Genomic DNA, 14,221 nt, shown 5'->3' with positions numbered 1-14,221 from the left:
CGTTGCGTTGATGTCCCTGATGGGGGCAACTAAGCCGTTGTGAAGCTCGGGAAGGTTTTAAGGGCGTCGGCGTTTTCGCGCACCCAGCGTGCTCCGGCTTCAACGGCTACTATGTTCTGTTCGCCAAGGGCTTTGCGCTTGATCCCTTTGGGAACTATTTTTTTCAGATGCTCAAGCGGCATCAGTTTGCTGTATTCAAGGTAGGCGCCCAACAACACCATGTTGGCGGCGGCCTTCAGGCCCATCTCATCGGCAATGGTCGTCAGCGGAATGTAAAGCACCTGCACATCGGCACGTTTCGTTTTGCGCGCGATGATTGATGAATTCACAATCATCACACCACCGGGCTTAACGACATCTTCGAAGGCGTCGAGCGACGGATCGTTCATAACCGCTAAAACGTCGGGCCGCACTACGAGCGGCGAACCGATCGGGTCCTTCGACATCACGACGGAGCAATTTGCCGTACCGCCGCGCATCTCCGGACCGTATGACGGAATCCACGAGACTTGCAAATGCTCCTGCATGCCCAATGCCGCAAGAACCGCTCCCGCCGTCAGCACGCCTTGCCCGCCAAATCCCGCAAATTTGAAACCAATGGTCTTGAAATTATCAACGAATTTCTTGTCTAACGGAAAGGGTTCGCCCAATTGGCCCAGTTCGAGCGTCTCAACCACTTCAGCGTCAGAATATTCACGGAGTTCGCGATGGAACGGCGTCCGGGCCGCGATTTCATCTTTGATAACTTTCTCCGGATAAACCGGCAGCATCTCACGCACGATGTAGTCGCAGGCTGCATGCGTGTCCATCTTCCAACCCGTCGGGCAAGGTGACAGAATTTCCACAAAGGTGAAGCCTTTGCCGTCCACCTGGGCCTGAATTGCCTTGCGCACGCATTTACGCGTGTTCATGATCCCCTTCAGGTCCGCCAAGTGGCAGCGCGCCACGAACACGGGGGCGTCGAGTGTGGCGATCATCTCGGCCATATGAATCGGGAAGCCTTCATTTTCTGAAGCACGGCCGTAGGGCGACGTCGTGGTCTTTTGGCCCATCAAACTCGTGGCCGCCATCTGTCCGCCGGTCATACCGTAGATCGCGTTGTTAATGAAGAACACCGTCATCGCTTCGCCGCGGTTGGCCGCGTGAATAATCTCGGCCGTGCCGATCGAGGCCAGGTCACCGTCGCCCTGATACGATATCACGATTGAATGCGGCCGCGTACGGCTGACGCCCGTGCCCACAGCTGGCGCACGGCCGTGCGCCGCCTGAATATTGCCGGTGTCAAAATAATAGTATGCGAACACCGAGCAGCCGACCGGCGACACAAACACGGCGCGATCCGCCAGTCCCATGTCGTCAATCGTCTCGGCGATCAATTTATGCACGTTGCCGTGGCCGCAGCCGGGACAGTAGTGAGTCGTGTCCTTCGGGCCACCCTTGCGGTCGAAATGCTCGTAGAAGGCATGCGGTTTCTCTAATACGTTGCCGGACATGTTGGCTCCTACTTCAAATAGCGACGGACGGCTTCCGTCAGTTCATCCACCGAGGGCACCATGCCACCCATTCGATTATAAAAATACAGCGGCGCATCCCTGCCCACCGACCATTGCACGTCGCGGAACATCTGACCATTGGACATTTCGCAAATGAATAGCTCTTTGCCCTGCTTGATCAGCTCCTCGAGCCGAACACTGCAAAACGGAAAGGCCGTGATCGGGCGCAGCAGGCCTACCTTGTGGCCCTCTTCGCGTAGTCCATCTACAACCGACTTCAGAAGCCGGGAAACAAACCCGTAACCCATGAGAACCAAGTCTGCGTCGTCTACGTGAATTTCCTGATAGCGTACCTCGCTGGTCTCGATCTCCGCATACTTGCGCTGCAAATGGCGGTTATGCTCTTCGAGGCCTTCGGTGCTCATGAAGATCGAGGAAACCAGATGCTCACGCGAGCCCTTGTCGGCATACAGGACATAATCCTTATGCGGTGCTTGCGAGCGCGTTTCAGGGAAGACCACCGGTTCCATCATCTGTCCAATATAGGCGTCGGTCAGGATATAGGCCGGCATGCGATACTTGTCCGCTAATTCAAACGCCAGCATCGTCAAGTCCGCCATCTCCTGCGCGCAATTCGGAAGAAACACGAGACACTTGTAGTTGCCGTGCCCTCCGCCGTGCACTACCTGATTCCAGTCGCCCTGCTCCGGCCAGATATTGCCCAATCCGGGCCCCGCACGCATAACGTCAATGATGACGCACGGCAATTCCGCCGCCGCCAAATACGAGACGCCTTCCTGTTTCAGCGAAATGCCCGGCCCTGACGACGCTGTCATCACTCGTGCGCCCGCGCCTGCTGCCCCATAGACCATATTGATGGCCGCGACTTCCGATTCAGCCTGGAGAAACGTGCCGCCGACGTGCGGAAGATACTTGGCCGCCGCCATCGCCACTTCCGATGCCGGCGTAATCGGATAGCCGTAGTATTGAGTGCAGCCCGCCAGAATGGCGGCCTTCACCACGGCTTCATTTGCCTTAATTAATTCCATGCGTGTCCTTGGGCGGCTACGCCGCCGAGTCCTTCTTGTAAACGATGACCGCGCCCGGTTCGGGGCAGGCGTAGAAACAGGCGCCGCAGCCGGTGCAGCCGTCGCCCGAATAGACGACCCACTGGTAGCCAAGCTCGTTGAAAGCCCGCTCCAGGTTCGTTTCGAGCACGGCCGGCTTGCAAACGTCCACGCATCGCTGGCACGATTTGCAAAGGTGCGGCACGATCTCGACACGCGGGGTGGTGGTTCCAGACATTCTATCTCCGCTCCGCGCTCGGTCCGCAGCCAATCCGGCCAGCGGCCTTGCGCAATGTTGAACGATTAGTAACAGTGGATAATATACGCATGCAAAAAAGCGCCCGCAACCACTCCTCTCCCCCGCCGCTCCTGACCAAACCGGCTGTTTGGCCCATGACCATGGGAAACCGTCCCGCAACTCGTTTAGACCAATGGCTTATAATATGACAACTGCACTCAAATTCACTCTCGCGTCCAACGCTCCTAATGGAACATTGTCACATGAAGGCAATCTCGGGAGAAGCCCATGTTGCACGTCCTTACAGTCTGCAAGCTCGCCGCGAATTATCCATATTTTTTTTGGATAGAGGTTTTGTTTGTAGCAAAGTCACACACGACGCTATTGTGCGCCTTTGTTTAGCAAGAAAGTGCGCAGGGGCTTGACTTTATAGGATTTCGAGTGCTCCTTTCAGTAGTTCCTTGAATCCTCGGATGCTGTTATGGACACTGCATATCAATTTCGTGACCACTTGAATCGCGAGTTTGCCCGGATCGGCAAAGCTCTCGCCAGCCATAAACGCCTCGAAATCCTCGAATTGTTGCACCAATGCCCGAAAAGCGTGGACACTCTCGCGGACAACACAGGCATGAGCCCGGCCAACACTTCGCAGCATCTGCAAATCCTGCGGGGCGCCGGACTCGTCCAATCGAGCCGGGATGGCACCTATATTATCTATCGCCTGACGAGCGAGTTGGTGTATGACCTTTTGCGCATGCTCCGGCAAGTCGCCGAAACGCATTTGGCCGAGGTGGATCGTGCGCTCCAGAAGCTGCATGAAAATCCGCAAGCTCTCGAAAAGGTGGATCGCGACCAGCTCGCTGACATGGTGCGCGCGGGTAAGGTGATTCTACTCGACGTGCGCCCGGCGGACGAATATGCAGCGGCCCACCTGCCGCGAGCGATTTCGATACCGCTGGACCAGCTTGAGTTGCACCTTGACCGCCTGCCGCGTGACCAACAAATCGTCGCGTATTGCCGCACACCGTATTGCCTGATCTCTAACATGGCTGTGAGCCTCTTGCGCCGCAAGGGCTTCACTGCGGCCGTGTTGGGTGAAGGCGTATCCGAGTGGCAAGAGCACGGACAAGACGTTGAGAGTATGCTCGAGCACTAAGCAAGACCAAGGACAACGCATTGAAAAGCCCGTGGGTGTGAACCCACGGGCTTTTGCTTTGGGCGGCCCCGAGACCGCGATTACGCCTGCCGATCAACGAGCAGCTTGCGTGTATATGCGATTAAACCGCCGCTGTCCATGATCGCCTGCCGCAGTTTGGGCAACGGCACGATCTCAAATGTGCGGCCTGTGGTTTTGTTGACAAGAACATCTTCTTTCAGTTCCAATTCATCGCCGGTGCTGGCTTCAATCTGTGGACAGTGCACCAGCGGCAGTCCAAGATTGACGGCATTCTGCAAGAAGATGCGGGCGAAGCTGCGGGCCACAATGACCAGACCATGTCCTTTCAGCGTGGACGCCGCTTGTTCTCGCGAACTGCCGCAGCCAAAGTTGGAACCTGCAACGAGAAAACTCCCTTCAGGATATTGCTTCGCTTTCAAGGCGCTATTCAGCTCGGTCATGTCCGCGAAACAGTGCAGCGGCGTTTCCGACGGCAGCACGGTGGCCATGAACCGGCCCGGATAGATGTGGTCAGTCGAGATGTCGTCTTCGAACACGTAGATTACTTTAGACATGATCAGACCTCCCGGGGATCGCTAATGACGCCGCGCAGCGCACTGGCCGCCGCGACTTCCGGTGAACAGAGAAAAACTTCGGCGTTCGGGTTGCCCATGCGCCCCTTAAAGTTGCGATTCGTCGTGGACAATCCCACTTCGCCGTCGCCCAACGCACCCTGATGCACGCCCAGGCAGCAGCCGCAGCCCGGGTTCATAATGACTGCGCCTGAATCGGCGAGGTCTTTCAGATAGCCCAGTTCCATCGCTTCCTTATAAATCTTCCACGACGCCGGGAAGACCAGCATTCGCGTGTGCGCCTGAATCTTGCGCGATTTCAACACGCGGGCGGCAGCGGCCAAGTCGTCGAGACGTCCGTTTGTGCACGAACCGATAACGATCTGATCCACCTTGCGGCCGACGATGTCCGTCACTGGCTTAACATTATCCACGGTGTGCGGACAGGCAACTTGCGGAGCAAGTTTATCGGCGTCAATCGTCACGACGCGTTCGTAGACGGCGTCGGCGTCCGGGCCTTCGAGCCACAACGGCACGGACACATGCGCCTCTTTGTTTAGATAGCGCTCAGTTTCGGCATCCGGCGGGACCATTCCCACCGTCGCGCCGGCTTCAACCGCCATATTGCACAACACGAGGCGCGACGATGTGCTCATCGCTCGAATCGTCGAGCCGTGGAACTCCAACGCGCGGTAGTTCGCGCCGTCCGCTTTGATCAGGCCGATCAAGTAGAGGATAATATCCTTGGCCGAAACGAACGGCGACAGCTTGCCGGATATCTCGACTTTAATTGTCTTCGGCACTTCGATATTCAACGCGACGCCCAGCGCCCACACGCTGGCCATTTCCGTCGCGCCGATGCCGAACGCGAAGGCGCCCAATGCACCGTGCGTCGTCGTGTGGCTGTCAGTGCCGACCACGACCGCGCCGGGATGAACGTAGCCCGACTCCGGCAATATCTGATGACAGATGCCGCCTTGGTCGCCGCGAATGTCGTGAAACTTTGTAATCCCCTGATCGGCGATGAAGTCACGCACTCGCTTGTGATTAGTCGCGGTTTTCGAGCTCTCGGCCGGAATGCGATGATCAAAGATGATCGCAATGCGGCTGGGGTCCCACACGCGCGCCGGAAGCGTGAGGCCGTTGTATATCTCTTTGAATTGGTGCAGTACCAGCGCGGCATTCTCATGCGACATCGCCAGACTGACGTGCGGTTCAACCACGTCACCCGCGCTGACCGAATTGAGGCCTGAAGCGCGGGCGAGTATTTTTTCAGACAAGGTCATGGGCATAAAGCCGCTCCTCGCATTATATGGCTTGGTCAGCGCGAAGTTGGGCGATGCGTTCATCGGAATAGCCCAAGTCGCGTAGAATCGTATCGGTATGCTCGCCGAGTTTCGGCGGCGGCTGGTCGGCAGTGCCCGGTGTCTTCGAGAACTTCGCCGTCATGTTGAACAGCTCCATGTCGCCGATACCGTCCACGTGCACCTTCGAAAACGTATCACGGTGCTTCACCTGCGGTTGATCGAGCGCCTGTTCCAGCGGCAAGATTAATCCGGCAGGCACGTCCTTCTTGTTGAGCGCTTCGACCCAGAACGCCCCTTCTCGCTCCGTCAATTTCGCTTCGAGCAGCGGCGTCAGCTCGGCACGGTTCTTCTTGCGGTTGTCACGCTCTTGAAAGCGCGGATCCGTTTTCAATTCCGCAACACCGAGCACGTCGGCCAGCGCTTCCCACTGCTCCTGCTTGTTGGCCGCAATGTTCATGAAGCCATCTTTCGCGCGAAACACTCCCGACGGCGCGGCAGTAAAGTTTTCGTTGCCCATCATGACCGGATGCTGCCCGCCGATCATCCAGTTGGCCACGACCCAGCCCATCAGCGGCATGATCGAATCCAGCAGCGCCACGTCAATGAACTGCCCATCGCCCGTGCGTTCGCGATGATAAAGCGCGCCCATAATGGCAAATGCCGCGTTCAGGCCGCCAACTGTGTCGCAAATCGGGAAACCAGTGCGCAGCGGGTTCAGGCGCTCGTCGCCGTTGATCGCCATTTCACCCGAAAGACCCTGAATGATCTGATCATATGCAGGTTTCAGCGCGTCGGGTCCGGTTTGACCGAAGCCGGAGATGGCACAATAGATGAGGCGTGGATTAATCTCGCTAAGCGTTTGATAGGAGAGACCAAGGCGCCCCATTACGTCGGGTCGGAAGTTCTCGACTACGATATCAGAAGTAATCACCAATTCCTTGAAGATCTGCTTCGCCGCGGCCATCTTGAGATTCAGGGTCAGGGAGCGCTTGTTGGCATTTTGTGCCAGAAAGCTCGTACCCATCAACATCTGATTGTACTTCGGCACGCATCCGAGCTTGCGCGCTAAATCCCCGTCCTTAGGATTCTCAATCTTGATGACATCCGCGCCTGCCAGCGCCAGATGCAACGTCGCGAAAGGCCCGGAGAGCACGTTGGTCAAATCGAGAACTTGAATGCCTTCCAGTAGTTTCATAGCATGATTCCCGTCAATGTGGAAGTGCGTAATTCACGGGCCCGGATTTATACACCATGCCCGGTAACTCTCGTTCAAAATGACCGGCGACGTCACGCGCCACGGCGATAAACTCCGCGAGCTTAAGCTCCGGCCGCAAACCGGCGCGCTGCCAGTAGTGCACAAGATCTTCGGTGCAAACGTTGCCGCCGGCAACTTTCGTGAACGGGCAGCCGCCGAGTCCCCCAATGGCCGATTCGAAAACACGCACGCCGGAATTCATGGCGGCGCGACAGTTGGCTAATCCCAATCCGTAAGTGTTGTGCAGGTGACAAGCGCACTCCGCCTGCGGATTCATCTTGAGCACGCGGGTGAACAGCGTTTCGACCTGTTCGGGCAGCGCATGGCCCGACGTGTCGGCAAGTGAGACGGCGTTAAGCCCCGCGTCAAAATAGCGCGAGACAATGTTCAGCACGCGTTCGACAGGGATCGCACCCTCGAAACCGCAGCCGAACGCCGATTGCACCGACACTTGAACGCGCTTGCCCGCCGCCTTGGCGGCCGACGCCGCCGCGATAATGCGGTCAGTCGCTTCGTCCGTGCCCATGCCCGTGTTCTTCTTGCTGTGCGTATCGCTGGCCGAAACGCCGAGACAGAACATCTGCACGCCGCAGGCCAATCCGCGGTCAAGGCCTTTCTCGTTTAGAACGAGGCCCGACAGCACAACATGCGACGGCGCAGGTTGCTCCTGAGTGAAATAGCGGAACAGAGCATCCGTGTCCGCCATCTGCGGCACCTTTTCCGGATGCACAAACGAACCGAGCTGTAGCATATCTGAGCCGGCGGCGATCAACTGCTCGGCCCATCTTATCTTGACGGCCAGCGGTACGACCTGCTTTTCCATTTGCAGACCGTCCCGCAGGCCGACTTCATGAAGCAGATACGGCTGCATGTCAGGCGGTCACCAGCGCGGGCAGCTTATCAGCAATGGCTTGACCCATTTCGAGCGTCGTGTTCGAGCCGCCCATGTCGTAGGTGCGCACTTTGCCCTCTTTGATCACGGCCGCAGTTGCCGCTTCCACCAGTTTCGCCGATTCCAGTTCACCCAACCACTCGAGCATCTGCTTGGCCGAGAGTATCGTGGCGATTGGATTCACTTTGTATTGGCCGGCGTACTTCGGCGCGGAGCCGTGCGTCGGTTCGAAGACGCCAAGCTTATCGCCGATATTGCCCGAACAGCCGAAGCCTAAACCGCCCACAAGCTGTGCGCACAAGTCGCTGACGATGTCGCCGTAAAGATTCGGCGCGACAAGTACATCGTAGTTGAACGGATTCTTGAGCAGCCACATCATGATGGCATCCACATTGGCCTCGTCAAATGTGATCTCCGGGAAGTCGGCGGCGACTTCGCGGGCACAGTCGAGAAACAGACCGTCCACAGCGCGCACAACGTTGGCCTTGTGCACGATGGTAACTTTCTTACGGCCCATCTTGCGTGCAAATTCAAATGCGGCGCGGACGATGCGCGTCGAGCCCTTCTTCGTGTTCACCTTGCAGGAGATGGCGAACTCGTCCCCCTGATACTGATTGAAGGCGGCGAACGGCTTGGAGAGCTTGCTCAGAGTCGCGCGCAACTCGTCAGGAACAGGCGAGAACTCCACACCGGCATAAAGGTCTTCCGTGTTCTCGCGGAAAACGACGAGATCAATATTCTCCTTGAAATTCAGCGGATTGCCCGGATACGACTTGCACGGACGCAAACAAACATAGAGATCAAAGGCCTGGCGCATGCGCACGATCGGCGAACGATAGATCAGCCCCTTGCCGCGCAGCGTCGGAACGAGTTCCTGTTCGGCCAATTTGACAGGCTTCGAGGTGATCGCGCCGAACATCGCGGCATCCACGTTGTTCAGCAGATCCATTGTGCGTTGCGGAAGCGCGTCGCCTTCCCGGCACCAGAATTCCCAGCCGATATCGCCGTCGATGTATTCGGCGTTAAAATCGAGACGGTCCAAAACGATGCGCGTCGCTTCCAACACTTCGATGCCCACACCGTCGCCCGGCAACCAGGCGATTTTGTATTTGCGCTTCACGGTATCCTCCGCTCCACTTTCAACATGATTTGATTTTCTTCGAGGCGGCGGGCCGCCCAACCGGGCCGCAAAATCCGCTCACCTGCCAGCAATAGATAATATTGTGAAACTTTTCGCGATAAAAAAGAGGAGTCAGACGCATTGTGACAGAATTACATAACGACGATTCCCGAGTTCACAGAGGCTTAGAATAAGACATGAATCGTCTTATTACCGGCGCGTTTTCGTGTCGAGAGGAGTGAACTCAGTCCAGAACCAAAAAGCCCCACGATTCCTCGCGGGGCTTTTGCCATTCGTGATCGCGCGTCGGCTACAGCCAGCCCAACGCACCCATCAGTGTGATGAAGATGCCCATGAGACTCTCTCCGGCGATAATGCCGGATGCCGACGCGACGACAAACTGGTCCGCGTTCGCGGGGCGCCATTTGGAATACAGCAGCCCAATCACGCCGCCGACAAACATCGAGAGAGCATTGTAAAATGGCAGGACGAACGCTAATCCCAACCCCATCGCCGAAGGTATCCACTTCTGCCACTTCGGAAAGAGCCGTTCTGCCATCGGAATCAACAGTCCGACAATTCCGCCGATAATGAGTGCGGCGCGCGCGGTCGGATGCAGGGATTCAAAACCGTTCGACAACAGCCGCGCTACTGAGGCCCACACCTGCGCGGCTGGCGCGGGGAATTGCGTCGAACCCAATATTGAAACGTCAGGCACGACCAGAAAGAACGCCGGGACCGTGACCGCCGTGCCGATGAAGATGCCCGCAAACTGCGCCAGAAACTGCTTGCGCGCATTGGCCCCGAGAACGTAGCCGCTCTTCAGGTCGGTCAACAAGTCCGAGGCCGAGTCGGCCACGCCGGCGGTGATACAGGCGGACATCAGATTCGTATTCATCTGCCGCGGAGCAATTGCACCGAATGTCAACTGCGTGATCTTGCCCATCGCGCCGACCGGTGTCGTGTCAGTTTCACCGCAAGCACGGCAGGCCACCAGCGCCAGGAAGAACGACAGCACAACGGCCAACAGCGACATCCAAACCGGAATATTGAAGTACAGCGCCGCCAAAGTTACGATGCCGATCGTCCCGATGATCATGCCGCCCGCAAACCATGTTCCCGGCACTTCGATGTGCTCCATCGGATCGTCGGTTTTGCTTTTCTCCTTACGGCGGAAAATACTCCGCAAACCGGAGAAGGCGCGTAACGCCGTGCGCCACTCAAAAATGAAGGCCAGCAGGCCGCTCGTGACCATGCACGCCGCACCTCCCCACAGGCTCCATGACACGATATTACGGAAACCGCCTGGTGACTGCGTGTTGCTTGAACCGGCTTCGAGGGCCAGAATTGCTCCCGCGGCCGTAGCACCGGTGACGGTGTCCATGAGTGACAGCGTCGTCTCCACGTAGATCGCATCCGTCATCGCGCTGTCAACGCGCAGTTCAAGGCGCTTGCGCAAATATGCGTCTTCCGGCTCCATGACACGCACCTTGCCATAGAAGGGATTGGCCGAGCCATCCGCCATACGCGGCCCGTTCAACGCGGCCGCGAACTGGCTCAAGTTCGCGTACGTCGTCTGTTGCGGCCACGAATAGATCAGGCGAGTCGTTTCTGCGCCATCTTCAAGTAAATATCCGTCCGTGGCCTTGACAATTTCCAGACCCAGCGCATTGCCGGCAGGAATCGTCAGCGGGAATTGCATATCGGCGGTCGAACGCACGTACGGGAGCGGATGGCCGATAACCCGGTCTTCCATCATCATCGGCGCGAGTATGCACCAATTCAGCACGCCGCCGAGCAAGAGGCTCACACAGACTCGCATGCCCATTAGCGCACCCGCGCCGACCAGAATCATGCTCGCGTCGCATTGCACGGTGTACATCGCCCATCGAGAACCGAATGTATTGTAGAGCGCGGGTAGCCAGCCGAACCAATCCCGAACGGCGGCAATAGCGATGCCGGCGCCGCCGAAGCTGAAGAGTAGCTTCGCGGTCTTTGACTCGCCGCCGTCATGCCCGACGCCGTGCAGACTCTTAAGCGTCTCAGCAGCCGCCACACCAGATGGAAAGCGCAGCCGTTCGATATTGATCATCTGCCGTTTCATCGGGATGGCCATCGTTACTCCCAGCACGGCGAGGAAAAACACCCACGCCGAGAGTAGTCCGTAGCTGATATGCACGCCGTTGACCAGCAGATAGGCGCTGATCGCCGACACAATCGTGCCGCCGGTTGAGTAGCCCGCCGACGATGCCGTAGACTGCATCGCGTTATTCTCAAGAATAGACATGTCCGTCGTGACCCAGCGCGGAAACGCCTTGCGCAACGACTTCCAAATCGTGTAACTCAAGATGCACGACGTGATCGCCACGCCGAGGCCCCAGCCGGTCTTCAATCCAACATATAAATTCTGCAGCGACAGGAACGCGCCGAGAATCGAGCCCATCACCACCGAGCGCCACGTCAACTGCGGCATGTCATCGCCGCGGTACACGTTCTCGTACCACTCACGCTCGAGCTCTTCGGGCGTCATTTTTTTCAGAGGCAGTTCATCGGCCATGTCAGCGCTCGTTTTGGTGGAAGTTCAAAGGTTGCCCGCCGCACATGCTACAAGATGCCAAAGGCAATCAGCGCCGCGATCAACACGCCCATGATACTCTCGCCGCCGATCAAACCGGAAGCCACCGGAATCGTATACATATCATTGGCTTTGGGTGCGCGCTTCTCCATGAAATAAGCGATTAACGCTCCCAGAAACATCGCAAAGCTCGTGTAAGCCGGAATCGTCATCGCAATACCCAGCGCGGTCGGATTCGGCGTGTAGGGCTTGATCTTGGGGAACATCTTCTCGGCGACGATTATGACGACGGCCATCACAAAGGCCACACCCATCGCAATCACCGCACTCTGCGGCAGCGTGCTTAGGCCTTGCGCCAGGACCTTGGCCACACCCATCCAAACCAGGGCCGACGGCGCCGGGAACTTGTCGCCACCCAACACGCTCACATCGGGCACGAGAATGAAGTACGCCGGAACGGCCAGCAACGCGCCCGCCAATACGCCGAACAACTGCGCGATAAATTGCTTGCGCGGGTTCGCGCCGACCATGTGGCCGACCTTGAGATTTCCAATCGTGTCGCTGCAGCTTGCCGCCGCCCCGGCCGTGATCCCCGCTGTCATGAGGTTCGAGGTCACGTTGCCTGCCGAGATCACACCAAACGTCAACTGCGTAACCTTGCCCAGCGCGCCGATCGGGTTGATGCCGACTTCCGCGCCGGCGCGCGACGCCACCGCCGCGAGGATGAATGTGAGCAATACGGCAATCACGCCCATATACCACGCCACGCCGAAGCTGCCGAACATCGTCGTCAAAGTCACGACGCAGAGAATTCCGGTAATGATGAAGCCCGGCGCAAACCACTTGAGCGGAATCTCGATGTCATCGAGCACGCCTGACTTCTCGCTGTCTTTGCGCTTGCCGAAGCTGCTGAAAATACTCCCGAACGTCCGGCCCAGCGTACGCCACTGGAAGGCCAGAGCAAGCAGGCCGCCGACGACCAATATTGTCGCGCCCGGCCACAACGACCACGCGCTGATGTTGCGAAAACCACCGACATTCTGCTGGCGGAATTGGCCCGGTTCGAATCCCAGTGCCGCGACAATCTTGGGCGATGACTGCTCTTTGTCCAACGTCAACTTCGCTTCCCAGAAAACCGCTTTCGACGCTTCAAAGAACAGCGCGCGCGACTCCGGGCCATTAGCCTTGCTCAGCGTGTCGCGGACGCTCACCACCCCGTACAGCGGATTCGGTTGACCGTTACCAAGCTGCATAGCGTTCAAATCGGCGATGATTTGCTCATTGGTGGTATAGGACTTGGCCTGATACCATGTGTAGCGTAGATGCTTCGTGTCCGCGCCCGCCGACAGCTCGGGGCTGACATTGGCCTCTTCAAGGGTCAGAGCGATACTCTCGCCAGCCTGAATCGTCACAGGCGCGGCGATCAGCGCCGCTGCGGTGATCTGCGGCGGATTGTGCTTGATGATCTTGTCGTTGATCAGATTGGGTGCAAGCACGCCATAGTTCAGCACTAACCCAAACAGCATGCTCAAGCCGATCTTGATGCCAAACAACGCGCCGATGCCAATGAATATCAGACTCGGCTCAAACGTTAATGTCAATTTACCCATGCCGACACGCGCGATGGATGCCGGAATCGCCAATTGCGCCGGAATCCATTCAAGACCGTCGCGCAAACCGGCGATCAGCATTCCCGATACACCCGCGAGGCCCAGTGCTTTCGCCTTGCTCACGGCCTCGGTGCCCTTTGAGTACATCGCTTTCAGCGTCTCACCGGTCGGGATGTTGCCGGGAAAGCGCAGATTGTCCACTTGAATCATCTGCCGCTTCAGCGGAATTGCCATAAACAGACCGAGGTAGAGAATACCGCCGATCAAAATAGCCAGTTGCCACCATACGAACTCGTAGCCGGTCAACATGGAAAGCGCCGGTACCGCCGACACGAGGCCCGCCGATGAAATCCAACTCGCGGCCACGGCCACTGTCATCATGATCGTGTTTTCCATCATGCCGAACTCTTTGCGCACGAGTCCCGCACTCTTCAGACCCTTGAAGATCGAGAAAATCAATATGACCGCTACAATGTCCACACCCAATCCCCAGCCGGATTTCAAACCGACATACAGATTTGAGAGCGACATAATGCCGCCAAACAGCATACCAGATATCACGGCGCGGGCCGTTAACTGCGGCACATCACGTTGATAGACATTCTCGTACCAATCGCGATCGCGTTCTTCTACGGTCTTGTTTTGGACTTCATCGGACATGAGTCACCTCGGGCTATGCGGAAGAATTCGGAGGAGTTCTGAAAAAATAGAGGCGGGTTCGGGGCGGGACCGCACACGCCGTCAGCTTAGGCAAGCCAACGGTTTAACGGCATCACTGGCCGGAAGCGGGGTCCGGTGCAACGGCTGCCGTTTTGAGCCAAGTAAATCAATCTACATTATTCTCAATGATTTCGCAAGCGAAATTCGACAGTCGGAACGCGCCGCTCACACGAATCAGACAGAGATTGTCGCCTTTTGGGTCAAAACGAAATGCAT

The 14,221-nt window shown here is 57.4% G+C and carries 11 protein-coding genes; 1 reads left to right on the top strand and 10 read right to left on the bottom strand.

The window, feature by feature from the left end; all coding sequences use genetic code 11:
- Positions 1-29: 29 nt before the first annotated feature.
- From IPH10_05615 to IPH10_05605, 3 genes are read right to left on the bottom strand one after another with little or no spacing between them, the layout of a single operon-like run.
- Positions 30-1,493, bottom strand: coding sequence for a 2-oxoacid:acceptor oxidoreductase family protein (locus IPH10_05615; protein ID MBK6910395.1), 1,464 nt, complete (start codon positions 1,491-1,493; stop codon positions 30-32).
- A gap of 8 nt (positions 1,494-1,501) precedes the next feature.
- Positions 1,502-2,542, bottom strand: a complete 1,041-nt coding sequence (vorB, locus tag IPH10_05610; GenBank protein MBK6910394.1) for a 3-methyl-2-oxobutanoate dehydrogenase subunit VorB — start codon at positions 2,540-2,542, stop codon at positions 1,502-1,504.
- A gap of 16 nt (positions 2,543-2,558) precedes the next feature.
- Complete coding sequence (locus IPH10_05605) at positions 2,559-2,798, bottom strand: 4Fe-4S dicluster domain-containing protein (GenBank protein MBK6910393.1); 240 nt, start codon at positions 2,796-2,798, stop codon at positions 2,559-2,561.
- A gap of 481 nt (positions 2,799-3,279) precedes the next feature.
- Between IPH10_05605 and IPH10_05600 the strand changes: the two genes are divergently transcribed.
- Positions 3,280-3,954, top strand: coding sequence for a metalloregulator ArsR/SmtB family transcription factor (locus tag IPH10_05600; GenBank protein ID MBK6910392.1), 675 nt, complete (start codon positions 3,280-3,282; stop codon positions 3,952-3,954).
- A gap of 80 nt (positions 3,955-4,034) precedes the next feature.
- On the opposite strand, the gene IPH10_05595 is transcribed toward IPH10_05600, so the two are convergent.
- The 7 genes from IPH10_05595 to IPH10_05565 form a co-directional block, all read right to left on the bottom strand.
- Positions 4,035-4,529, bottom strand: coding sequence for a 3-isopropylmalate dehydratase (locus tag IPH10_05595; protein ID MBK6910391.1), 495 nt, complete (start codon positions 4,527-4,529; stop codon positions 4,035-4,037).
- A gap of 2 nt (positions 4,530-4,531) precedes the next feature.
- Positions 4,532-5,818 (bottom strand): 3-isopropylmalate dehydratase large subunit, encoded by a 1,287-nt coding sequence (locus IPH10_05590; protein MBK6910390.1) that lies wholly within the window; start codon positions 5,816-5,818, stop codon positions 4,532-4,534.
- Positions 5,819-5,834: 16 nt separating this feature from the next.
- A complete protein-coding gene (locus tag IPH10_05585; protein MBK6910389.1) occupies positions 5,835-7,028 on the bottom strand; it encodes a CoA transferase in 1,194 nt (397 codons plus the stop codon).
- Between the two features lie 13 nt (positions 7,029-7,041).
- Entirely contained in the window at positions 7,042-7,959 is a 918-nt protein-coding gene (locus IPH10_05580; GenBank protein ID MBK6910388.1) for a hydroxymethylglutaryl-CoA lyase, read from the bottom strand.
- A 1-nt stretch (position 7,960) separates the two neighbouring features.
- A complete protein-coding gene (locus IPH10_05575) occupies positions 7,961-9,100 on the bottom strand; it encodes an isocitrate/isopropylmalate dehydrogenase family protein (protein ID MBK6910387.1) in 1,140 nt (379 codons plus the stop codon).
- 310 nt (positions 9,101-9,410) lie between these two features.
- Positions 9,411-11,657, bottom strand: a complete 2,247-nt coding sequence (locus IPH10_05570) for an OPT/YSL family transporter (GenBank protein MBK6910386.1) — start codon at positions 11,655-11,657, stop codon at positions 9,411-9,413.
- Positions 11,658-11,704: 47 nt separating this feature from the next.
- Positions 11,705-13,945 carry an OPT/YSL family transporter gene (locus tag IPH10_05565; GenBank protein MBK6910385.1) on the bottom strand — a complete coding sequence of 747 codons (2,241 nt, stop codon included), beginning with the start codon at positions 13,943-13,945 and terminating at the stop codon, positions 11,705-11,707.
- Positions 13,946-14,221 lie beyond the last annotated feature (276 nt).

The organism is bacterium (assembly GCA_016702305.1).
In the GTDB taxonomy this organism is placed as follows: domain Bacteria; phylum Electryoneota; class RPQS01; order RPQS01; family RPQS01; genus JABWCQ01.
This window is presented reverse-complemented; position numbering and strand designations above follow the sequence as displayed.

Bases quoted from the DNA above. Each gene is read 5' to 3' on its own strand.
- IPH10_05590 (MBK6910390.1), bottom strand. From the start codon at position 5,818: ATGCCCATGACCTTGTCTGAAAAAATACTCGCCCGCGCTTCAGGCCTC.
- IPH10_05605 (MBK6910393.1), bottom strand. From the start codon at position 2,798: ATGTCTGGAACCACCACCCCGCGTGTCGAGATCGTGCCGCACCTTTGC.
- IPH10_05615 (MBK6910395.1), bottom strand. From the start codon at position 1,493: ATGTCCGGCAACGTATTAGAGAAACCGCATGCCTTCTACGAGCATTTC.
- IPH10_05570 (MBK6910386.1), bottom strand. From the start codon at position 11,657: ATGGCCGATGAACTGCCTCTGAAAAAAATGACGCCCGAAGAGCTCGAG.
- IPH10_05595 (MBK6910391.1), bottom strand. From the start codon at position 4,529: ATGTCTAAAGTAATCTACGTGTTCGAAGACGACATCTCGACTGACCAC.
- IPH10_05580 (MBK6910388.1), bottom strand. From the start codon at position 7,959: ATGCAGCCGTATCTGCTTCATGAAGTCGGCCTGCGGGACGGTCTGCAA.
- IPH10_05585 (MBK6910389.1), bottom strand. From the start codon at position 7,028: ATGAAACTACTGGAAGGCATTCAAGTTCTCGATTTGACCAACGTGCTC.
- IPH10_05565 (MBK6910385.1), bottom strand. From the start codon at position 13,945: ATGTCCGATGAAGTCCAAAACAAGACCGTAGAAGAACGCGATCGCGAT.
- vorB (MBK6910394.1), bottom strand. From the start codon at position 2,542: ATGGAATTAATTAAGGCAAATGAAGCCGTGGTGAAGGCCGCCATTCTG.
- IPH10_05600 (MBK6910392.1), top strand. From the start codon at position 3,280: ATGGACACTGCATATCAATTTCGTGACCACTTGAATCGCGAGTTTGCC.